The following is a 19,274-nucleotide window of genomic DNA, read 5'->3' on the forward strand; positions in this document are numbered from 1 at the left end:
CGACGGCCCGGACCGGACGGCAGCATGGGCCGCATGAGCGAACTCCCCCGCACCTCCGGCCGCGCGACCGGCTCCGCCCGCGGGCAGTGGTGGAACGCCGTGACGATCTCCACCGCGGTGTACCTGATGCTGCTTCCCCCGGCGGGGGTCCTCCGCGGTCTCGCCGAGATGACGACCGACTCCTGCGACGGCCCGGCGTCCTGCCCGTCGACCCGCGCCCATCTGGCCGTGGCGGACTACGGGTTGTTCGCGCTGCTCGCCCTGATCGTGCTCCAGTGGCCGGTCGTGTACCTGGTCCCCCGGGGCCGGGTGCTGGTCACGCTGCTCCCGGGGGTGGCGCTGCTGGTCGCCGTGGTCGCGATGTTCGGCATCGAGGGGAACACCTGACCGGCGTTCCGTACGCTCCGGCGGTACTGACCCCCGGTCAACTATGGTCGTCGCCGGCACGTTCGGCAGGAACGCGCCGCCATCCGACGAGACGGGGAAACAGTGCGCATCGGAATCATCGGCAGCGGCATGGTCGGGCAGACCCTGGGGATCAAGCTGGTCTCGCTCGGCCACGAGGTGACGCTGGGCTCCCGCAGCAAGGACAACGAGAAGGGGCTGGCCTGGGCCGCGCAGGCCGGCCCCGGCGGCGGGTGCGGGACCTTCGCCGAGGCCGCCGCCTTCGGCGAGGTGGTGCTGAACGCCACCGGCGGGACGGTCTCCCTCGCGGCGCTGCGGGCGGCCGGGGCGGAGCACCTCACGGGCAAGCTGCTGATCGACGTCTCCAACCCGCTGGTGTTCGGCCCGGAGGGCCATGTGACGCTCGACCCGGTGAGCACCGACAGCGTCGGCGAGCAGATCCAGCGCGAGTTCCCCGAGGCCCGGGTGGTGAAGGCGCTCAACACCGTCAACTGCGAGCTGATGGTGGAGCCGGGCCGGCTGAGCGGCGAGCACAACCTCTTCATCGCCGGCAACGACGCGGCGGCCAAGGCCGAGACCGTCGCGCTGCTCGGCGGCTTCGGCTGGCCGGCCGAGTGGATCATCGACCTCGGGGACATCTCGGCCGCCCGGGCGACCGAGATGATGATGCCGCTCTGGCTCCGGATGATGGGGCACTTCGGCAGCGCCGAGTTCAACTACGCGTTCCGGCGCCCCGCGTAACGCGGAAGGCCGCCCCCGGTCCGTCGGGCGCGGCCCTCCGCACTCCGGGGCCCGGCTCTCCGCCGGGCCCCGGAGTGCGGAGGGCCGCGTCGCGGTGGGGGAGAATGGACCGCATGTCCCGACGTCGCTCCGCGCCCCGCTCCGCCGCTCCGCGGCTGCTGCCCTCCTCCCCCTGCCCGTGCGGCCTGCCCGCCGCCTACGGCGACTGCTGCGGCCGACTGCACCGCGGCCAGGCGGCGGCGACCACCGCGGAGTCGCTGATGCGCTCCCGGTTCAGCGCCTTCGCCGCGCAGGACGAGGCGTACCTGTTGCGGACCTGGCACCCGGACACCCGGCCCGCCGAGGTCGACTTCGACCCGGCGCTGCGCTGGACCCGGCTGGAGGTGCTCTCCACCACCGAGGGCGGGGCGTTCCACGCGGCGGGCACGGTCGCCTTCCGGGCGCACTGGACCGAGGGCGGCGAGGAGGGCGTGCTCGCCGAGAACAGCCGCTTCGTGCGGCACGAGGGCGCCTGGGTGTACCTCGACGCCCTCTCGCTCGGCTGAGCCGACCCTCGGGGGGCGCGCCTACAGGTAGTCGTCCAGCCGGCCGAGCGTGAAGCCGGCCGCGGTGACGTCGTTGACGACCTTGCGCAGCAGGTCCGGCATGGTGGCCTTCCAGATGTCGGTGCCCCGGAAGTGGGTGAGGATGATGTCGCCCGGGTGCAGCTGCCGGTCGTCGTACCGCCACTCCATGTGGTCCGGGAAGGCCTCCTCGTTCCACATCGGCACCGCCTGCACCCCGCAGGAGGCCGCCGCGCGCAGCGTGTCGTCGTTGTACTCGCCGTACGGCGGCCGGAACAGCCGGGGGCGGACGCCGATCTGCTGCTCCAGCTGGTCCTGCTGGTTGCAGATCTCCTGGCGCTGGGTCTCGTAGTCCAGGACCTTCAGGTTGCGGTGGTTGATCGTGTGGTTGTTGATCTCCACGCCCTGGGCGTGCAGGTCCCGGAAGTAGCCGTAGTCCTCGCGGGCGAGGTAGTCGGACACGAACGCACTGATCGGCACCCCCAGCTCCGCGGCCATCCGGGAGAACGCGGGGTCCTTCTCCGCACCGTCGTCGACGGTCAGGAAGACCACCTTGTCGTCGGTCGGCACCCGGTAGACCACCGGCGGGCGGTCCTCCGCGAGCTTGACGCCCTGGACGGGGGTGAGCCGGGCCCTGGTCGCCGGACGCGGCGGGGCCTTCAGCGGCGGGCGCTCCAGGCCCCAGCGCTGCGCGGTCTCCAGCGCGGTCCGGGCGGCCGCCTCCTGGCGGGCCACCGCCTGGCTGCCGGCCTCCTCCTCCTGACGGGCCAGGCCGGGCAGCAGAGGGGGAGCCGCCGGGCGGGCGGCGCCGTGGCCGACGGCCTCGACGGCGGGCACCGGCTCCCCCTTGGCGGCGTCCGCCCTGGCCGGGGCGGCCTTCGGCCCGGCGGTCCGCGCGGTCCCGGCCGGACCGGCGCAGCCGGCGATGACGGCGCCGAGGCAGACGGTGACCAGCAAGCCGGTCCGCACCGCGCTCCGGCGTCGCTGACTCCCCCTCAAACCCCCATTATTCAGACAATCTGATGGTCTATCCATAGCTGCACTGCTCCCCCGCCACGCACCCCCGCCAATCCCTCCATCACCCGTGCGGGGCAACGGCGCGCCGGACGCCTTGCCGTTCCTTTGCCGTCCACCCGCCGTGGCGTGCCGTTCCAGGGGCCGTCGGGCCCGGCGGGGCCCCGGAAAACCGCTTGCCACGGCGACGGCACGGAACGGATCATGCGGGCATGACCGACACCGCGCCCCTCCGCCCCGACCTCTGGTCCGTCACCACCGCCGACGTGACCGCCCCCGAGGCCCTGGAGCTGCTGCGCGAGTACTACTACGACGTGGCCAACCGCTACTACCGCCTGCACCTCGGGCGGGAGGGCACCCCGGAACAGCTGGAGTCCGGCCTGGCCGGTTCCCCGAGCGACGACCTCGTCGCGCCCGACGGCCTGTTCCTGATCGGCCGCCACGACGGCGTCGCCCACTCCTGCGCCGGCCTGCGCCGACTCGACGCCACCACCGTGGAGCTGACCCGCGTCTATGTCCGCCCCGGCCTGCGCGGCACCGGCGGCGGCGCCCGCCTGCTCGCCGCCGTCGACGAGGCCGCCCGCTCGCTCGGCGCCGACCGGATCGTGCTCGACACCCGCCGCGACCTGGTCGAGGCCTGCGCGCTCTACCTCCGGCACGGGTACCACGAGATCCCGGCCTACAGCAGCGGGCCGTACGCCGAGGTCTGGTACGGCAAGGAGCTCACCGTCCGCGCGTAGCAGGGGTGCCGGGCGTGGGTGTCGGGCAGCGGTGGGTCCGCCGCGAGGGACCGGCCGCATCGGGCCCGGTCGCCGGGGCGGCCGGAGCTACACCGCGTCGACCTCCGGAGCCGCCGCCTGGCCCGCCGCCAGGGCGGCCGCCAGCTCGGCCGCCGAGGGCGGGTTGGCACCCGGCCGGGAGACGGTCAGCGCGGCGGCCGTCACCGCGTGGGTCAGGCAGGCCCGGAGGTCGGCGCCGTCGGCCCGGGTGTGCAGGAAGGCGGCCATGAAGGAGTCCCCGGCGCCGACGGTGTCCGCGACCGGCACCGGGACGGCCGCCGCCTCGGCCCGGACGCCCTCGGCGGTGCGGGCGAACGCGCCGTCGGCGCCCAGCGTCACCGCCACCACGGCGGGGCCGAGGGCCAGCCAGCGCTCCGCGACCACCTCGGGCCGCTCGCCCGGGTAGAGCCAGGCCAGGTCCTCGTCGCTCGCCTTGACCAGGTCGCTCAGCGCCACGCAGCGCTCGACCCGCCGGACGGCCGCCGCCCGCTCGCCCATCAACGCGGGGCGCACATTGGGGTCGTAGCTGATCTGCGTGCGCCCGCGCCACCGCTCGACCAGGGCCAGCACGGTGGCCGCGCCCGGCTCGGTGACGGCGCCGATCGAGCCCAGGTGGATCGCGGCGGGAGGCTGCGCGAGGTCGGTCCGCACCGGTTCGGCCGACGGCAGCGTCCAGCCGATGTCGAAGGCGTACCGGGCGCGGCCCTGCCCGTCCAGCCGCACCACGGCCGAGGGCGTCCGCGCCGCCTCGGCGGCCCGCACCCGCACGCCCGCCGACTCCAGGTGCGCCCGGATCAGCCGGCCGTCGGCGTCCGGCCCGAGCTCGGTCAGCAGCGTGACCGGGCGGCCGAGCCGCGCCAGGCCGTACGCGACGTTGGCAGGACTGCCGCCGGGGTGCACCCGGTCCGGGACGCCGTCGGCACGGACGACGTCCGCCACGCACTCGCCGATCACCAGGACACGGGAGGCTGGACTGGTCACGGCGGCTCCTGGCATCCGGTACGGGGGCGTCGTCTCGCCCGCCAGCCTACGGGGTGCGCCAGGGCATGGAAGTACGGCCGCCGGACCTGGCCAGGAGTTCCGACGGCCGTGGCCCCGTCCGTCAGGGGACGAAGCACTCCCGACGCTAGACGGCCCCCGGGGGCCGCGCCAGCACGGTGGGCCGTCCGGGCGACGACGGTGTGTCGTCGGATCCCCGGATCGGCCCCCGGCGGCCCGGCGGTCCACTGACATCCGTGCGCGGCTCTCCTGTCCCGGCGGCCCCCGCACCCCGACGGCCGGACCACCCGCCGGTACGTCTCCCGCGAGCCGATGGCCACCGAACTCGTCCGGGTCGCGGTGGGCGACCACACCGTCCCGCGAACGCACCGGCCCGCACGGCCCGCCGCTGCGCGACGTCGTCCCGACCGCGCGGGCCGCCGAACTGGAGCCGGCGCCGGCCCTGACCGCCGACCAACTGGTCCGCGCGACGTCTACCGCCTCGGCGACCGGTCGCGGCACGACTCCGGGCCGGTCGCGTCCCCGACCGCCGCGAACCTCCTCGACGGCCAACGCTGCGCGGGCGGCGTGCTGGTGCTGTTCGCCCTGCGCGAGAAGGTCGGCCAGGACGCCTTCGACCGGATCGAGCGCACCTTCCTGCGCGAGCACCGGTACGGGAACGCGACCACCGAGGACTACGTGCGCACGGCCTCCGAGGTGTCCGGGGAGGACCTGGGCGGCTTCCTCCACGACTGGCTGTACGGAGGCGCACGCCGCCGGTGCCGGGCACCCGGACTGGACCGTGGACCCGGCGGGGGACGCTCCGGGCGCCGCCGTCCGGGAGGGCGGGACCGGGGTGGCGGACGGGGCGGGGGTGGCCCGGGGCCAGGGAACTCCCTGACGGCGCCGCTGGGGCGGCTGTTGCACGCCCCGGCGCGCCGGTGTGCGTCCGGCCGCCGCGTGCGCGCCGCTGACCGGCGGGGACGGCCGGGGCCATGGTGGTTCCCACGGCCCGCCCGCCGCCCGGCCTGAGTCCCGGTCGGCGCGCGGGCCGTCCAGCTTGCGCGCGTCCTCGCCGCGCTCCGCCCGCCCGCGCCCGTCCCCTCCCCCCGCTCCGGCCGGTTGTCAGTGCCCGGTGCTAGCGTTCCCTGCACGATCGAGGAACGGTCGGGAAGCGAACGGGGGGATTTCTCATGGGTGTTGAGCTGCGGGAGTTCGGCGTCGAGGTCTACGACCGCTGGACGGCGCTGTGGAACGGCGAGCTGGCGCTGGCCGAGAAGATCATGGCGCCCGACTTCACCCTGCGGTACACGCAGGCGGGCTCGGAGATCTTCGACGAGGTGCGGACGCCGGCGGGGCTGGCCGAGGTGATCCGGCAGTGGCACGCCAAGCGGTCGGAGCTGCGGTTCGCGGCCGAGGGCGTCGCGGTGGTGGATCTGGAGTCGGTCGACGGGGCGGTGTCGGGGCTGGTGGCCCGGCCGTACCTGGCGAGCTTCTCGGACGGCGAGGGCGGCGTGGTGGCGCGCAGCGGGACGGACATCCTGCGGCTCGACGGCGGGCTGATAACCGAGGTGTGGTCGGTCTCCTCCGGCTCCTCCGGGCGGACCTTCTACCGGGCCTGACACCCCGTCGGCACGCCGGTCGGAGGGTGTGCGGGGGGCGGCCCCGGTGGGCCGCCCCCGTAACCCTTCCGGCGCAGCGTCGTTGGACCGGCCATGAAGAAGCGCAGCATGCTCGCCGTCGCCTCGCTCGCCGTGGGTGTCGTGGCCTCCCTGACCGCGCCGAGTGCGCACGCCAGCGCCGTGGGCGGACAGGAGGGTCTGCCCGGGCCGCTGAGCAGCGCGCCCGAGGTGCTGCCCGGCCAGGTCGGCGACGCGGGCGGTGTCGTCGGGCACGCCACCGGCTTCGTGACCGGGTCGGCGGACGGACTGGTCGGGGTCACCCCCGCCTAGTCATCCCCGCCCGCCGTCTCGACCCGTACCGGGGCCGCCCCGTCCGGTCAGGACATCGGGGCTCCGAGGTCCTGGGTCCAGTAGGTGGTGCCGGTCGGGCTGGTGGCCAGGCCGACGCCGACGTCCTTGAAGCCGCAGTCGAGCATGTTCGACTGGTGGATGCCGCCGTCCATCCAGTGGGCGACGACCGTGGCCGGGGCGGTGGGGCCCCGGTCGAGGTTCTCGCCCCACTGGGACCAGCGGTAGCCGGCGGCGGTGATCCGGGCGTCGGTGCGGACACCGTCCGGGTTGACGTGGTCGAAGAAGCCGCGGGCGGCCATGTCGTCCGAGTGCTTCTGCGCGGCGGAGTGCAGCCGGGGGTCGATCCGCAGCGGAGCACAGCCCACCTTGGCGCGTTCGGCGTTGACCAGGTCGACCAGCTGGCGTTCCGGGTTGGCGACCGGGGCGGGGGCGACCGTACGGGTCGGGGTCGGCGTGGGCGTCGGCGTCGGGGTGGCCGTCGCGGTGGGGGTCTCCGTGGGCGTCGGTGTCGGCACCGGCGTCGGGGCGACCGCCACGGGCGCGGGGGCGACGCTCGGGATGTCGAGGGCGGTGTCCTGAGCGGCCGCAGGGGCGGTCGGCTCCGGTGCGGCCGCCGCCGGGGGCTCGCTGTGCTGAGGCCACACCAGCGCGAGGGTGGTCACGGCCACCGCCGCCGCCGCGCCGCTCACCAGGACGGCCTTCCGGGCGGCGGTGCCGGCCCAGCCGCCGTGCCCGCCGGCACCGGCGTGCGCACCCGCTCCCGTACCGGATCCGGCGCCCGAACCCGTGCCCACGCCTGCGCCCGAAGCGGCGCCCGAGCCGGCGGCGCTCTGGGCGGCGACGGCAGCCGCGGTGTGCTGGAAGTGGAGCAGGAGCGGCGAGCCGTGCGGGATCGGCACCAGGGCGAGGCCGGCCAGCAGCCCCTCGGCGGGGAAGAGATCGCGGCCGAGGCCGTCGCAGCCGGCGCAGCCGCGGATGTGACGGGCTATGCGCTTGCGCCAGACCGAGTTCGGGGTGCCGTCGAATCCGGCGGTCATCTCGGTCAGTTCGGGGCAGCGGGGGTAGGCGCTGAGCGCGCGCACGACGACCCGGCCCGCCTCCAGCTGCTTCTTCATCCGCTGGACGCGGACGGCGGTGTGCGCCGGGCTCAGGTCGAGCGCCTCGGCGAGTTCGGCGCGGGTGAGGTCGCCCGCGGCCTCCAGCCACCACAGGGAGAGCAGTTCGCGGTCGTCGGGGTCGAGCCACCGGGTCGCTTCGGCGACCTCGCGGCGCTGGCCGGAGAGGCCGAGCCGCAGGATGGTCAGGTCGGTGAAGTCGGCCCTGGGGTCGGCGACCTCCCAGGTCTCGTCCAGCCCGCCGACGGCCTGTTGCAGACCGGCGGCATGACGGCGGCGGACCTGGTTCATGGTGATGGCGACCAGCCAGGAGCGGAACGAGTCCGGGTCGCGGAGCCCGTCCAGACCGTCCAGGGCTCGGATCATGGTCTCCTGCGCGACGTCGTCGACGTCGGCGTGGCCGCCGAGGGCGCGTCCGGCCACGTTGTAGACGAGCGGCAGCCAGGCGGCGACCAGCGCCTCCTGGGCCTGCCGGTCGCCGGCCTGCGCCGCGAGCACCAGGGTGCTCCCGGTCCTGTTCTGCACATCAGCGTTCATGGTCCGCACTCCGTCTTGCCGTGTTTCCGTCCGCCGCTGCCTCCTCGGAGACCTGTGGGGAGTGATCAGATAACAACAATGTGCGCGGAATCGGAAAATCGGCCCGGCCCGGAAGCGGATCGGGCCGGAACGGAGTGTCGTCGGATCGGTTCGGTGGTGTCCGATCGGTTCGTGGTCGGTTTCGTGCTCGGGGCCGGGTTTCGTCGTCGGGGCGGGGTTTCGGGGGCCGGGGTCAGGTTCGGGGGTCGGGTTGCGTAACCGAGGCCGGGGGCCGATCAGGCCGGTGCGGCGAACACCTGGGTCCACCACGGACCGCCGGAACCGGTCCGCACGCCCACGCCGAGCTGCTTGAACGCGCAGTTCAGGATGTTGGCGCGGTGGCCCGGGCTGTTCATCCAGGCGTCCATCACCGCGGCCGGGTCCTTCTGGCCGCGGGCGATGTTCTCGCCCCAGGTGCTCCAGCGGTAGCCGGTGGCCTCGATCCGGTGGTCGGCGTGGTAGCCCTCGGGGCTCGCGTGGTCGAAGTAGTTGCGGTTCGCCATGTCGTCGCTGTGCGACTGGGCCGCGGTGGCCAGCTTGGGGTCGGCGGTGACCGGCCCGCAACCGGCCTTGGCGCGCTCGACGTTGACCAGGTCCACGACCGCCTGGGCGTCCGAGGGGGCGGCGCCGCCGCCGACCGGGGTGGCCGGTCCGGTCGCGCTGCGCTGGGCGGCGGCCGCCCCGGCGGGGGTCGCGGTCCGGGTCGCGCTCGCGGTCGCCTTGGCGGCGGTCGCGGAGGGGGTCGGGGTGGCGGTGGCGGTCGCCGTCGGGGTGGCGGTGGCGGTCTCGGTCGGCGTCGCCGGGGCGCTCGGGGTGGCCGCCGGACCGGTCGTGGCCGCGCCGGACGGCGGCACCGGGGCGGTCGCGTTCGCTCCCCCGGCACCGGGGACCTGGATGCCGTCGTGCGTGCCGATCTCGGCCGCGATCAGCGCGTCGGCGGCCATCGCCTGGCCCATGACGTCCCGATCGGTCTGCTTGCCGCCGTACGCGGCGTAGCCGGCCCCGGCCAGCGCGGCGATCAGCCCCGTGCCGGCGACGGCCGCGACCACCGCGGTGACCGGCACGAACCCGCCGCGGCGACCCCGCCGACCGCGGCCGGCGTGCCGCTGGGCGGCCCGCCTCGCGGCCCGGCCACCGGACCGGCCCCGGCCGCCCTCACCGCCGTCGCCCGCGCCTCGGTCACCACCGGTCGCCGGGAGGATGGTCGTCCTGTCGTCGCTGTTCACGTGGTCACGCTTCCTGTTCCGGGTCGGCTGGTCGAGTGTCGACACCTGGGAGACCTCCCGGCGGCGGGCGGATAACAGAAAGTCCGAACGAATGTCCGGCGACCCGGTCACCATCTCAGCGCATCGGGGCGTCCGGGGCCATGTCGTAGGTCAGGAACTGGGTCCGAACGGCGACCTGGTCGTACTTGCCACGGGCCCGGTAGTTGGTCTCGGAGGTGATCCACCGGACGGTGTTCCAGCCGCGCTCGGCGGCGATCTCCCGCAGCCGGGCCAGCAGCTGGTCCACCGCCCCGCCGCCCCGGACGTCCGGCGCGACGAAGAGGTCGTCCAGGAAACAGCCGACGGCCCCGTGCAGCGGACGGGCGAACGGCCGGTAGTGGGCGAGCCCGACCGGCGTCCCGTCGCCGTCCCGCACCAGCAGCCCGTCCAGCTCGTGGTCCTTGTCGGTGAGCCAGGACCACACCAGTTCGGCCTTCTCCTCGGGGCACGGCAGCCGGTAGAACTCGCAGTACCCGCGGAAGAGTTCGCGCCAGGCGGCGAACTCGTCGGCCTCGGGCGCGCCCACGCTCCAGCGGACGGTGGGGGTGTCGCTCATCTCGGTCTCCTCGGGGTCGGGGCGGCTTGCGGGCCCAGCATGACGCCCCGTCGGCCCGCATCCGATCTCCACCCCGGCCAAGACCGCCGGCCCGGCACTCCACTCCGGCACTTGGGAAGGCGGGCCGCACCGGGGCGTCCCCGTGGGCCCGCGGGCCGGTCCCACGGGTAGGCCGCCACCCGTCGGGTGCGGCGACGGAGGGTGCTCACCGGACGGAGGGTACTCACCGGACGAGCCGGGTGCCGCGCCGTGCGGCGGTGCGGCCGGTGGCCGCGGCAGGGGGGTACCCCGCCCGCAGGGCTGCTGAGGCGCGGGCCGCCGGGGGCGCGGATGCTGGGTGGAGGAGGTGGTGTGGTGGCGGGGCTGGAGAGGTTGGCGGCGGCGTCGCGGGCGGTGGCCGCGGAGCCGGGGCGGCGGGCGAAGACGGGGTTGCTGGCCGGGTGCCTGCGGGAGTTGGGGCCGGTGGAGGCGCCGGCGGCGGTTGCCCTGCTGTCCGGGGAGTCGCAGCGGCTGCGGACCGGGGTCGGGCCGGCGGCGCTGCGCGGGTTGCCGGAGCCGGCCGGCGGGGCGTCGCTCGGGGTGCGGGAGGTGGAGCACGAGCTGGAGCGGATCGCGGGGGTGCACGGCGCCGGGGCGCAGGCCGAGCGGCGGCGGCTGTTGCACGGCCTGTTCGGGCGGGCGACCGGGGAGGAACAGGGGTTCCTGCGGGCGGTGCTGGTCGGGGACCTGCGGCAGGGGGCACTGGACGCGGTGGTCGGGGAGGCCGTGGCGCAGGCGGCGGGGGTGCCCTCGGCGGCGGTGCGGCGGGCGCTGATGTTCCGGGGTTCGGCCCGGGCGGTGGCGGAGGCGGCGCTGACCGGCGGGGAGGCCGCGCTGACGGCGTTCCGCCTGGAGGTGGGACGGGCCGTGCGGCCGATGCTGGCGGCCTCCGCGCCGGACGTCGCCTCGGCGCTGGAGCGCACCGGTCCGGCCGCGCTGGAGTGGAAGCTGGACGGGATCCGGGTGCAGGTGCACCGGGACGGCGACGAGGTCGCGGTGTTCACCCGCAGCCTGGACGACATCACCGCGCGCGTCCCCGAGGTGGCGCAGGCCGCGCTCGCGCTGCCGCTGCGCTCGGCGGTGCTGGACGGCGAGGCGATCGCACTCGGCGCGGACGGGCGGCCGCGCCCGTTCCAGGAGACCGCCGCGCGCACCGCGGCCCGGCGCGACCCGGAGCGACTGCGCTCCGAAGTCCCGCTCAGCGTCTTCTTCTTCGACCTGCTGCACCGGGACGGCGACGATCTGGTGGACCGCCCGGGCCGGGAGCGCTGGGCGGCGCTGGCCGAGGCGGCACCGGCGGACCTGCGGGTGGCGCGCACCGAGACCGGGGACCGCGACCTGGCCCTGGCCTTCTTCCGGGACACGCTGGCCCTCGGCCACGAGGGCGTGCTGGTGAAGGACCCGTCGGCGCCGTACGCGGCCGGGCGCCGCGGCATCGGCTGGATCAAGGTGAAGCCCCGGCACACCCTCGACCTGGTCGTGCTGGCCGCCGAGTGGGGCAGCGGGCGGCGGCGCGGGTTCCTCAGCAACCTGCACCTGGGCGCCCGGGCGGCGGGCGAGCCGGGGCTCGGCCCCTGGGTGATGCTCGGCAAGACCTTCAAGGGCCTCACCGACGAGACGCTCGCCCGGCAGACCGTCGAACTGCTCGCCCGGGAGACCGAGCGGGACGCCTGGACGGTACGGGTCCGTCCGGAGCTGGTGGTCGAGATCGCCTTCGACGGTCTGCAGCGCAGCCCCCGCTACCCCGCCGGCCTCGCCCTGCGGTTCGCCCGGGTGGTGCGCTACCGGCCGGACAAGGACGCCGCCGAGGCCGACACCATCGCGACCGTGCGGGAGATCGCCGCCGCCGAGGGACTGTCGTCGTGAACCCGCCCCGGGGGGCGGCAGAACCACTGCTTGTCGGGGTTGCGTCAATTCAAACCCGCTGCGCCGCACGGGCGTTCCGATGTGGGCCGAATCGGCCATTCTCAAGGATCCCGCCACCGCCCCCTCCGTGGACGGAGCAGCGGCGGTTAGGTTGGCAATGACAACGAGAGGCGGCCGCCGGGCAGCCGGCGGCGCACTGGCGAAAGGTGCCCGACCATGCGGGTGAACGTCGACCGGGACCGCTGCTGCAGCTCCGGGATGTGCGTCGTGAACGTTCCCGATGTCTTCGACCAGGACGAGCAGGACAGTCTGGTGAGACTCCGTCAGACCGCTTTCCGGCCCGACCAGTTCGCCGACCTGCGACTCGCCGCCCAGCTCTGCCCGGGCGGCGCGATCACCGTGACCGAGGACGAACCCGCCGCAACCGGCGACTGACCACCCCCGCGCCCCGACCCCACCACGAGGAGCGGGCCCGCCGGACCACGGCGGTCGAGCTGCACCGGAGAACACCCACGCAAGGAGCCGCACCTTGACGAGCACACCCACCACCCCCACCACCCCCACCCCCACCACCACCACGGCCACCGGCACCACCGCCGTCCGGATCCCGGCGCCGCACTCGGCCGGCTGCCCGTTCGGCCCGCCCCCCGCGTACACCGACGCCGCTGCCACCGCCGCCGTCACCCGCGCCGACCTGCCGGGGGGCGAGTCCTGCTGGCTGGCCACCGGCTACGCCGAGGTCCGCACCGTCCTGTCCGACCGCCGGTTCAGCGCGGACGCGCGCCACCCCAACTTCCCGCTGCTGGTCCCCGGCAGCCGGGAGATCATCGCCGCGAACCCGAGCTTCCTGCGGCTGGACGACCCCGAGCACGCCCGGCTGCGCCGGATGGTCACCGGGGACTTCCTGGTCAAGCGGGTCGAGGCGATGCGACCGGCCGTCCAGCGGATCGTGGACGAGGCGCTGGACGGGATGACGCTCGGCCGCACCGAGGCCGACCTGGTCGCCGACTTCGCCCTGCCGGTCCCCTCGCTGGTGATCTGCCTGCTGCTCGGAGTCCCCTACGAGGACCGTGAGTTCTTCCAGGCCGTCAGCCGGACCCTGCTCAGCAGCGACAACACCCTGGAGAAGCTCTTCGAGGCGCAGCAGGAGCTGCTGGACTACCTGAGCGCGCTGGCGGCCCGCAAGCGGGAGCAGCCGGAGGACGACATCCTGAGCCGGCTCGCCGGCCGCGACGACCTGACCGCGCACGACGTCGCGAGCACCGGCCTGCTGCTGCTGATCGCCGGGCACGAGACCACCGCGAACATGATCTCGCTGTCCACCGCGCTGCTGCTGGACCGGCCCGACCAGGTCGCCAGGCTGGCGGACCCGGCCGCGCTGCCCGGCGCCGTGGAGGAGCTGCTGCGCCACCTCACCATCGTGCACACCGGGCTGCCCCGGGTGGCCCTGGAGGACGTGCAGCTCGGCGCTACGACGATCAGGGCCGGCGAGGGTGTGATCGCGATGGTCTCCACCGCCAACCGGGACGAAGCGGTGTTCGGCGACGCCGACCGGCGGCCCGCCGACGAGCTGGACCTGGACCGGGACGCCCGGCGGCACATGGCCTTCGGCTTCGGCGTGCACCAGTGCCTCGGCCAGCCGCTGGCCCGCGCCGAGCTGCAGATCGCCCTGGCCACCCTGTTCCGGCGGCTGCCCGGCCTGCGGCTCGCGGTGCCGCGCGCCGAGCTGGCGTTCCGCACCGAGTCGTTCATCCACGGCATGCGGTCGCTGCCCGTGACCTGGTGACCCCACTCGGTCGGGATCCGGACCCGAGAAGCCCGCGGCCCCCGTTCCCCGGTCATCCGGCTGGCCCCGGCGCCGGGGCGGGGGCAGGCTGGAAGGGCGCAAGAGAACCCGGCCCGGCCGCGCCCGCGGCTCGGCGCACCCGGACCGGCCGAGGAAACGGAGCCCACGATGACCGACATGAGCGACCGGTCCGAGGTGAGCACCGACCGCGACGAGGACGTCCGTGCTGCGGACCCCGAGGAGGGCGTCACCTCGATGCAGAACCTGCACGCGCAGGACACCTCGCAGGCGGAAGGCGACGCCATGCTGGACGAACCCGGCCGGCTCGACTGACCGTCCGCCGCCGTACCGACTCGACCGCCCGGTGGGACCGGGCGGTCGCCGCGACCGCAGGTGTCGCTGCCCGGGTGGCGACTCACCGGCGGGGGAGGATAGGCGCATGACCGAACACGACCAAGGCAATCGGCAGGCCCGGCCGCCCGCGGACCCGCGCGCGTCGTGGGCGACCTGGACCACCCAGTCGATCATCAGCGGCCCCGGAGGGGTCACCACCTCCGAGGTCGGCCCGATCTCCGGCGACCTCACCGTGCACACCACCTGGGTGGACGGCGAGGCGCGGCTGACCGTCCAGTACACCGGCGCGCTGGACTGGTACACGGTGTCCGGCAGCCCGGTGCCGGCCGCCGACGAGACAACCGCCCGGGCGATACACCAGGCGATGGTGAACGGCGTCAAGACGGGCCGGGGCGCGGGGGCCCCACCGCCGCCGGCGTCCTGACCACGTCCGACGTCCTGACCACGGGGGCGCCGGGGGTTCCGAACCCTACGGCGCCTCCTCGCCCTCCGGCGGCGTGGTGCCCTCCGTAGCGGCGCCCTCCGTCCGCGTGCCCTTCGGCGTGCTACCCCCGGCCGTCGGTCCCTGCACCGTCTCGCCCTTCGGCGTCTCGCCCTTCGGCGTCTCGCCCTTCGGCGTCGGCGCGGCGGCGGTCCAGTAGGCGCGGTCGACCGGCCGGCGGGCGCGGAGGTCCACCCGGACCTCGCCGGCCAGCCGACGGGTCTCGCGCCGGTTCATGGTGGCGCCGATGCCCGCCCCGACCAGCAGCGGGGTCATCGCGGGCAGGTGGCGCAGGGAACTGCGGGTGAGCCGGCGGCCCAGCTGCCGGCGGACCTCCGCGCCGATCGCCAGCGCGGCGAAGCCGGCCGGCCGCACCAGCAGGTTCGCGTCGATCCCGCGGCGGTTGGCCCAGGCCCCGACGTACGCCCCGGCCCGCTGGGAGACGGTCCCCGGCGCCGGGACGCCGTAGACCTCGTGCAGTTCGGCGATCAGTTTGATCTCCACGGCCGCCACCGCGATCGTCTCGGCCGCGATCTCCACCGGCATCGCGGGCGGCACCGGCATCATCGCGGCCGCGCCGACGCCCGCGCCGAGCGCGCCGGAGGCCCGGACGGCTCCGGCGACCAGCCGGTCGGCCAGCTCCTCGGGGAAGGCCGCGTCGGGGTGCTGCGCCCGCAGGGTGGCGAGGTCGCGCACCGGGATCCGCGGGGCGGCCTGCAGCAGCTGCTCGGTGAGGGCCCTGCTGCCGAACGCCGCCCTCCGGGCCGCTCCCCGGGCGGCCCGCCCTCCGGTGCCGAGCAGCCGGGCGGTGTGCGCCACGACGGCCCGGCCCCGGCCGCGCTGCCGCGCCTCGTACGCGGCGGTCGGCTGCTCGCCGACGGGCCGCTCGGCCTCCTCGACCAGTTCGGCGAGCTGTTCGCCCAGGTCCGGCTCGGGGGTCGGCCGGGAACGGCCCGGCCTGCGGAAGACTGCCATGGGGATCAGGTACCCGCGGGGCGAGGACGCTAGTCGACGCTCGCCGGCGAGTCGGTGATCTCGACCCCGCGCCAGAACGCGACCCGGCCGCGCACGTGCTCGGCCGCGGGCTCCGGGTCGGTGTAGAACCACGCGGCATCGGGGTTGGTCCGCCCGTCCACGTCGAGGGTGTAGTAGCCGGCGGTGCCCTTCCAGCCGCACACCGTGGTCGTCCCGGAGGGCCGCAGGTACTCCGTGCGGACCGACTCGGCCGGGAAGTAGTGGTTCCCCTCGACGACGACGGTGTCCTCGCTCTCGGCGATGACGATGCCCTGCCAACTCGCTGTGGTCATGAGGTGATTGTGCCCGACGGGCGATCACCGCGGGCGCTGTTCCGGGCAGCCCGCTCGACCCGGAAACGACCGGCCCGGAAACGAACGGCGGTGGACCGAGCGATCCGGGACCGAACGATCCGGGACCGCGATCCGAGGTCGGCCGGTCAGGGGAGCGGATGGGCGTGGACGGGCAGGTGCGGGCTCTGGTGGCCGCCGCTGGCGAGCATCCGGACCTCGCCGGTGTCGCTGATCTCGGCCCGGACGATGCCGCTCTCGTCCTCGTACACCGGATGCCCGCCCGGGCCCGTCGCGCTGGTCCGGCTGACCACCACGACGTCCTGCGGGGCCTGGGTTCCGGGGGTGCCGGGGAAGGTGAGGGCGTAACGCATGGCGGGGTTCATCACCGGATCCTGCTCCCTGTCGGCGTGCGTCCGCGAACGCACGCTCCGATCCACGGACGCCGGTTTGCGATCCACGGCGCGGTCCAGGGCGGTCCGCTCCGACCGCTCCGACCGCTCCGGCCCCTGCGGCCCGGTCACCCGGCGGCGACCTCGGCGGCCCGGGCGTGCGAGCCGCGGACCTCCAGGTCGGCGAGCAGCCGGGCGGTGGCCTCCGCGACCGCGTCCACGGCCCGGTCGAAGGCCTCCCGGTTGTGCGCGGCCGGGGCGCGGAAGCCGGAGACCTTCCGGACGTACTGCAGGGCGGCGGCGCGGAAGTCGTCCTCGCCGGCGTCGGGGGTCACGGGCGGTCGCAGCGTCTTGATGTTGCGGCACATGCACCCAGTCTCGCGCGCGCGGGCCCCACTGGCGACTTCCTCGCGTCACACGCACCTCACGGGGGCGTCATCCGACCGGATTAGGATGCCGGACGAACGAATTCGTCCGCCGCGCGCTCCCCAGGTCGTCGGCATCACCCCGGAGTCACCCCCTTGCCTCTCGCGCTGCTCGCGCTGGCCGTCACCGCGTTCGCCATCGGCACCACCGAATTCGCCGCCATGGGCCTGCTCCCCGAGGTCGCCGACAGCCTCCACGTCTCGATCCCGCAGGCGGGCTGGCTGATCTCGGCGTACGCGCTCGGGGTGGTGGTCGGCGCGCCGCTGCTCACCGCGCTCGCGGCCGGCCGGCCGCGCAAGGCGGTGCTGGTGGCGCTGGCCGGGCTGTTCGCCACCGGCAACCTGCTGTGCGCGCTCGCGCCCGACTTCTGGACCCTGGCCGCCGCACGGCTGGTCACCGGGCTGCCGCACGGGGCGTTCTTCGGCGCCGGCGCGGTGGCCGCGGCCGAGCTGGTGGCACCCGACCGGCGGGCCCGCGCGGTGGCGGTGATGTTCTCGGGGCTGACCGTGGCCAACATCGTCGGCGTCCCGGCCGCGACCCTGCTCGGGCAGCACCTGGGCTGGCGGGCGACCATGCTGGTGGTCGTGCTGATCGCCGCCGCCGGGACGCTCGCCATCGCCCGGCTGGTGCCCCCGCTGCCCTCCCCAGGCCAGTCCGGGCTCCGGCACGAGCTGCGGGCCTTCCGCAGCGGGCAGCTGTGGCTGGCGCTGGCCACCGTCGTGTTCGGTTGCGGCGGCTTCTTCGCCTGCTACAGCTACATCGCACCGCTGCTCACCGAGGTCTCCGGCTACGCCACCGGGTCCGTGACCCTGGTGCTGGCGCTGTTCGGGGTCGGGATGACGATCGGCAACGTGCTCGGCGGGTTCGCCGCGGACCGGGCGCTGCGGCCGACGGTCTGCGCGGCGTTCGTGCTGCTCTCCGCCACCCTGGCGCTGTTCGCGGTGACCGCGCACGCCCGGTGGTCGGCGGCCGTGACCGTGGTGCTGATCGGACTGTTCGGCTTCGCGATCGTGCCGGCGGTGCAGACCCTGGTGCTGCAGAAGGCGCGCAGCGCGCCGACGCTGGCCTCGGCGACCGTCCAGGGCGCCTTCAACCTGGCCAACGCCCAGGGCGCCTACTTCGGCGGGCTGGCCCTGGACGCCGGGCTCGGCTGGACCTCGCCGACGCTGGTGGGCGCGGGCCTGGCCGCCTCGGGCGCGCTGGTCGCGGTGCCGGCCTGGGCGGCCGACCGGCGGCGGCCCGCCCACGCCGTCGCGGAACCGGCCGCCGCCCCTGCCGCGGAGCCGGCTGCCAGCCCTGCCGCGGTGGTGACGGGCTAGCGAACCTCGATCTCCCGGTGGGCGCCGGCGAGCAGTCGGTAGCCCTCGCCGTTGGCCTTGATGCCCGTCCGCTCCTCCTCGCTCAGCTCCCGGCGGACCTTCGCCGGGACGCCCGCGACCAGCGAACCGGGCGGGACGACCATGCCCTGCGGCACCACCGCGCCGGCCGCGACCAGCGAACCGGTGCCGATCCGGGCGCCGTTCAGCACGGTGGCGTTCATGCCCACCAGGACGTCGTCCTCGACGGTGCAGCCGTGCAACACCGCGTTGTGGCCGACCGAGATCCGCTCGCCGACCACCAGCGGGAAGCCGGGGTCGGCGTGCAGGGTGCAGTTGTCCTGGATGTTGCTGCCCGCGCCGACGCTGATGGACTCGGCGTCGCCGCGCAGCACCGCGCCGTACCAGATGCTCGCGCCCGCGCCGACGGTCACGTCCCCGACCACGACGGCGTTCGGCGCGACGAAGGCGCCCGGGTCGACGGCGGGCTCCCTGCCCCCGACTGCGGCGATCAGCGGCTCTGCCATGTCTCGTCCTCCTGGTGACGGTCGGCCGTGGTGTCGCCGGTCAGCGTAGGGGGTCGGTCACGGTGCCGGGAGGGCGAGGTCGGGTGCGGGATCGGGTGCGGCCGCGGGTTCGACGACGGCGGCGGGCCGGGGCGTCAGGCCACCGGGGCGTGCTTGCGCAGGACCTCGATGAACGCCCGCAGCCACGCCGGGTGGTCGGGCCAGGCGCGTGCGGAGACGACCACGCCGTCCACCACGGCCTCGCTCTCGACGAACTCGGCGCCCGCGGCCCTGACGTCCGGGGCCAGCGCCGGGTAGGCGGAGGTGCGGCGGCCGTCCAGGACCCCGGCGGCGGCGGTGATCAGCGGGCCGTGGCAGATCTGTGCGACCGGCTTGTCGCCGGTGAAGAAGTGCTGCGCGATCCGCTGCACGTCGGGGTTGTTGCGCAGGTACTCGGGGGCGCGGCCGCCGGGGATGACGAGGGCCGCGTAGTCGGCCGGGTCGACGTCGGCGAGCGCGATGTCGGCGGGCCAGCTGTAGCCGGGCTTCTCGGTGTAGGTGTCGTAGCCCTCGACGAAGTCGTGCACCACGAACTGCAGGCGCTTCTTGGTCGGTGCCGCGATGTCGACCTGGTAACCCTCCTCGCGCAGCCGCTGGTAGGGGTAGAACACCTCCAGCGATTCGGCGGCGTCCCCGGTGACGAGCAGGATCTTCGGTGCCATCGTCGGCATCCCTCCGTGTGATCGGACGTCAGGTCCCGTACGGGCGGCGGGTGGTGGCGCCGGCCGCGGGCCCGGTCCAACGTGCCGCACCCGTCGCACCGTTGGCAACAGGGCGCA

23 protein-coding genes are annotated in these 19,274 nt (G+C 75.3%); 12 read left to right on the forward strand and 11 right to left on the reverse strand.

Going from position 1 to position 19,274, the window contains the following annotated elements:
• The first annotated feature begins 33 nt into the window (after positions 1–33).
• From ACZ7KX_RS23415 to ACZ7KX_RS23425, 3 genes are all read left to right on the forward strand, one after another.
• Entirely contained in the window at positions 34–387 is a 354-nt protein-coding gene (locus ACZ7KX_RS23415) for a hypothetical protein (protein WP_470328152.1), read from the forward strand.
• Positions 388–489: 102 nt separating this feature from the next.
• Positions 490–1,146, forward strand: coding sequence for an NADPH-dependent F420 reductase (locus ACZ7KX_RS23420; RefSeq protein ID WP_470328153.1), 657 nt, complete (start codon positions 490–492; stop codon positions 1,144–1,146).
• A 113-nt stretch (positions 1,147–1,259) separates the two neighbouring features.
• Positions 1,260–1,691, forward strand: coding sequence for a YchJ family protein (locus ACZ7KX_RS23425; protein ID WP_470328154.1), 432 nt, complete (start codon positions 1,260–1,262; stop codon positions 1,689–1,691).
• Positions 1,692–1,712: 21 nt separating this feature from the next.
• Here ACZ7KX_RS23425 and ACZ7KX_RS23430 read toward each other — a convergent pair whose 3' ends face one another.
• Positions 1,713–2,678 carry a polysaccharide deacetylase family protein gene (locus tag ACZ7KX_RS23430; protein ID WP_470328155.1) on the reverse strand — a complete coding sequence of 322 codons (966 nt, stop codon included), beginning with the start codon at positions 2,676–2,678 and terminating at the stop codon, positions 1,713–1,715.
• A 257-nt stretch (positions 2,679–2,935) separates the two neighbouring features.
• Between ACZ7KX_RS23430 and ACZ7KX_RS23435 the strand changes: the two genes are divergently transcribed.
• Positions 2,936–3,463 carry a GNAT family N-acetyltransferase gene (locus ACZ7KX_RS23435; protein WP_470328156.1) on the forward strand — a complete coding sequence of 176 codons (528 nt, stop codon included), beginning with the start codon at positions 2,936–2,938 and terminating at the stop codon, positions 3,461–3,463.
• Positions 3,464–3,550: 87 nt separating this feature from the next.
• On the opposite strand, the gene ACZ7KX_RS23440 is transcribed toward ACZ7KX_RS23435, so the two are convergent.
• A complete protein-coding gene (locus ACZ7KX_RS23440; RefSeq protein WP_470328157.1) occupies positions 3,551–4,483 on the reverse strand; it encodes a carbohydrate kinase family protein in 933 nt (310 codons plus the stop codon).
• Between the two features lie 1,190 nt (positions 4,484–5,673).
• Here ACZ7KX_RS23440 and ACZ7KX_RS23445 point away from each other — a divergent pair.
• The gene (locus ACZ7KX_RS23445) at positions 5,674–6,102 is read left to right on the forward strand and encodes a nuclear transport factor 2 family protein (protein WP_350520324.1); all 429 of its coding nucleotides are present in this window, start codon (positions 5,674–5,676) and stop codon (positions 6,100–6,102) included.
• Positions 6,103–6,195: 93 nt separating this feature from the next.
• On the forward strand, positions 6,196–6,432 hold the full coding sequence (locus ACZ7KX_RS23450; RefSeq protein WP_402798665.1) for a hypothetical protein: 237 nt from the start codon (positions 6,196–6,198) through the stop codon (positions 6,430–6,432).
• A gap of 47 nt (positions 6,433–6,479) precedes the next feature.
• On the opposite strand, the gene ACZ7KX_RS23455 is transcribed toward ACZ7KX_RS23450, so the two are convergent.
• The 3 genes from ACZ7KX_RS23455 to ACZ7KX_RS23465 form a co-directional block, all read right to left on the reverse strand.
• Positions 6,480–8,105, reverse strand: coding sequence for a sigma-70 family RNA polymerase sigma factor (locus tag ACZ7KX_RS23455; protein ID WP_470328158.1), 1,626 nt, complete (start codon positions 8,103–8,105; stop codon positions 6,480–6,482).
• 275 nt (positions 8,106–8,380) lie between these two features.
• The gene (locus tag ACZ7KX_RS23460; RefSeq protein WP_470328159.1) at positions 8,381–9,370 is read right to left on the reverse strand and encodes a CAP domain-containing protein; all 990 of its coding nucleotides are present in this window, start codon (positions 9,368–9,370) and stop codon (positions 8,381–8,383) included.
• Positions 9,371–9,485: 115 nt separating this feature from the next.
• On the reverse strand, positions 9,486–9,965 hold the full coding sequence (locus ACZ7KX_RS23465; RefSeq protein WP_350520328.1) for a GNAT family N-acetyltransferase: 480 nt from the start codon (positions 9,963–9,965) through the stop codon (positions 9,486–9,488).
• Positions 9,966–10,319: 354 nt separating this feature from the next.
• Between ACZ7KX_RS23465 and ACZ7KX_RS23470 the strand changes: the two genes are divergently transcribed.
• From ACZ7KX_RS23470 to ACZ7KX_RS23490, 5 genes are all read left to right on the forward strand, one after another.
• On the forward strand, positions 10,320–11,870 hold the full coding sequence (locus ACZ7KX_RS23470) for an ATP-dependent DNA ligase (protein ID WP_470328160.1): 1,551 nt from the start codon (positions 10,320–10,322) through the stop codon (positions 11,868–11,870).
• A 216-nt stretch (positions 11,871–12,086) separates the two neighbouring features.
• Positions 12,087–12,305 (forward strand): ferredoxin, encoded by a 219-nt coding sequence (locus ACZ7KX_RS23475; RefSeq protein WP_470328161.1) that lies wholly within the window; start codon positions 12,087–12,089, stop codon positions 12,303–12,305.
• Between the two features lie 94 nt (positions 12,306–12,399).
• The gene (locus tag ACZ7KX_RS23480) at positions 12,400–13,656 is read left to right on the forward strand and encodes a cytochrome P450 (protein WP_470328162.1); all 1,257 of its coding nucleotides are present in this window, start codon (positions 12,400–12,402) and stop codon (positions 13,654–13,656) included.
• Positions 13,657–13,824: 168 nt separating this feature from the next.
• Positions 13,825–13,989, forward strand: a complete 165-nt coding sequence (locus ACZ7KX_RS23485) for a hypothetical protein (RefSeq protein ID WP_350520331.1) — start codon at positions 13,825–13,827, stop codon at positions 13,987–13,989.
• A 106-nt stretch (positions 13,990–14,095) separates the two neighbouring features.
• On the forward strand, positions 14,096–14,434 hold the full coding sequence (locus ACZ7KX_RS23490; RefSeq protein WP_350520332.1) for a hypothetical protein: 339 nt from the start codon (positions 14,096–14,098) through the stop codon (positions 14,432–14,434).
• A 45-nt stretch (positions 14,435–14,479) separates the two neighbouring features.
• On the opposite strand, the gene ACZ7KX_RS23495 is transcribed toward ACZ7KX_RS23490, so the two are convergent.
• From ACZ7KX_RS23495 to ACZ7KX_RS23510, 4 genes are all read right to left on the reverse strand, one after another.
• Complete coding sequence (locus ACZ7KX_RS23495) at positions 14,480–15,466, reverse strand: hypothetical protein (protein WP_470328163.1); 987 nt, start codon at positions 15,464–15,466, stop codon at positions 14,480–14,482.
• Positions 15,467–15,495: 29 nt separating this feature from the next.
• Positions 15,496–15,798, reverse strand: coding sequence for a DUF427 domain-containing protein (locus ACZ7KX_RS23500; RefSeq protein WP_470328164.1), 303 nt, complete (start codon positions 15,796–15,798; stop codon positions 15,496–15,498).
• A gap of 146 nt (positions 15,799–15,944) precedes the next feature.
• Entirely contained in the window at positions 15,945–16,181 is a 237-nt protein-coding gene (locus tag ACZ7KX_RS23505) for a DUF6296 family protein (protein WP_396546691.1), read from the reverse strand.
• A gap of 134 nt (positions 16,182–16,315) precedes the next feature.
• On the reverse strand, positions 16,316–16,555 hold the full coding sequence (locus ACZ7KX_RS23510; protein WP_470328165.1) for a DUF2277 domain-containing protein: 240 nt from the start codon (positions 16,553–16,555) through the stop codon (positions 16,316–16,318).
• A 153-nt stretch (positions 16,556–16,708) separates the two neighbouring features.
• Here ACZ7KX_RS23510 and ACZ7KX_RS23515 point away from each other — a divergent pair, with 153 nt between their 5' ends.
• Entirely contained in the window at positions 16,709–17,932 is a 1,224-nt protein-coding gene (locus ACZ7KX_RS23515; RefSeq protein ID WP_470328166.1) for an MFS transporter, read from the forward strand.
• On the opposite strand, the gene ACZ7KX_RS23520 is transcribed toward ACZ7KX_RS23515, so the two are convergent.
• Both ACZ7KX_RS23520 and ACZ7KX_RS23525 read right to left on the reverse strand, forming a co-directional pair.
• Positions 17,929–18,456 (reverse strand): gamma carbonic anhydrase family protein, encoded by a 528-nt coding sequence (locus ACZ7KX_RS23520; RefSeq protein WP_470328167.1) that lies wholly within the window; start codon positions 18,454–18,456, stop codon positions 17,929–17,931. The genes ACZ7KX_RS23515 and ACZ7KX_RS23520 overlap by 4 nt on opposite strands.
• Before the next feature lie 134 nt (positions 18,457–18,590).
• Entirely contained in the window at positions 18,591–19,157 is a 567-nt protein-coding gene (locus tag ACZ7KX_RS23525; RefSeq protein WP_470328168.1) for a DJ-1/PfpI family protein, read from the reverse strand.
• Between the last annotated feature and the right edge of the window lie 117 nt (positions 19,158–19,274).

The sequence above is a fragment of the Kitasatospora sp. NPDC038210 genome (assembly GCF_055600605.1).

Coding starts and splice junctions, on each gene's coding strand:
- ACZ7KX_RS23490 (WP_350520332.1), top strand. CDS start 14,096: ATGACCGAACACGACCAAGGCAATCGGCAGGCCCGGCCGCCCGCGGAC.
- ACZ7KX_RS23500 (WP_470328164.1), bottom strand. CDS start 15,798: ATGACCACAGCGAGTTGGCAGGGCATCGTCATCGCCGAGAGCGAGGAC.
- ACZ7KX_RS23525 (WP_470328168.1), bottom strand. CDS start 19,157: ATGGCACCGAAGATCCTGCTCGTCACCGGGGACGCCGCCGAATCGCTG.
- ACZ7KX_RS23475 (WP_470328161.1), top strand. CDS start 12,087: ATGCGGGTGAACGTCGACCGGGACCGCTGCTGCAGCTCCGGGATGTGC.
- ACZ7KX_RS23415 (WP_470328152.1), top strand. CDS start 34: ATGAGCGAACTCCCCCGCACCTCCGGCCGCGCGACCGGCTCCGCCCGC.
- ACZ7KX_RS23465 (WP_350520328.1), bottom strand. CDS start 9,965: ATGAGCGACACCCCCACCGTCCGCTGGAGCGTGGGCGCGCCCGAGGCC.
- ACZ7KX_RS23485 (WP_350520331.1), top strand. CDS start 13,825: ATGACCGACATGAGCGACCGGTCCGAGGTGAGCACCGACCGCGACGAG.
- ACZ7KX_RS23505 (WP_396546691.1), bottom strand. CDS start 16,181: ATGAACCCCGCCATGCGTTACGCCCTCACCTTCCCCGGCACCCCCGGA.
- ACZ7KX_RS23435 (WP_470328156.1), top strand. CDS start 2,936: ATGACCGACACCGCGCCCCTCCGCCCCGACCTCTGGTCCGTCACCACC.
- ACZ7KX_RS23510 (WP_470328165.1), bottom strand. CDS start 16,555: ATGTGCCGCAACATCAAGACGCTGCGACCGCCCGTGACCCCCGACGCC.
- ACZ7KX_RS23520 (WP_470328167.1), bottom strand. CDS start 18,456: ATGGCAGAGCCGCTGATCGCCGCAGTCGGGGGCAGGGAGCCCGCCGTC.
- ACZ7KX_RS23495 (WP_470328163.1), bottom strand. CDS start 15,466: ATGGCAGTCTTCCGCAGGCCGGGCCGTTCCCGGCCGACCCCCGAGCCG.
- ACZ7KX_RS23455 (WP_470328158.1), bottom strand. CDS start 8,105: ATGAACGCTGATGTGCAGAACAGGACCGGGAGCACCCTGGTGCTCGCG.
- ACZ7KX_RS23450 (WP_402798665.1), top strand. CDS start 6,196: ATGAAGAAGCGCAGCATGCTCGCCGTCGCCTCGCTCGCCGTGGGTGTC.
- ACZ7KX_RS23445 (WP_350520324.1), top strand. CDS start 5,674: ATGGGTGTTGAGCTGCGGGAGTTCGGCGTCGAGGTCTACGACCGCTGG.
- ACZ7KX_RS23425 (WP_470328154.1), top strand. CDS start 1,260: ATGTCCCGACGTCGCTCCGCGCCCCGCTCCGCCGCTCCGCGGCTGCTG.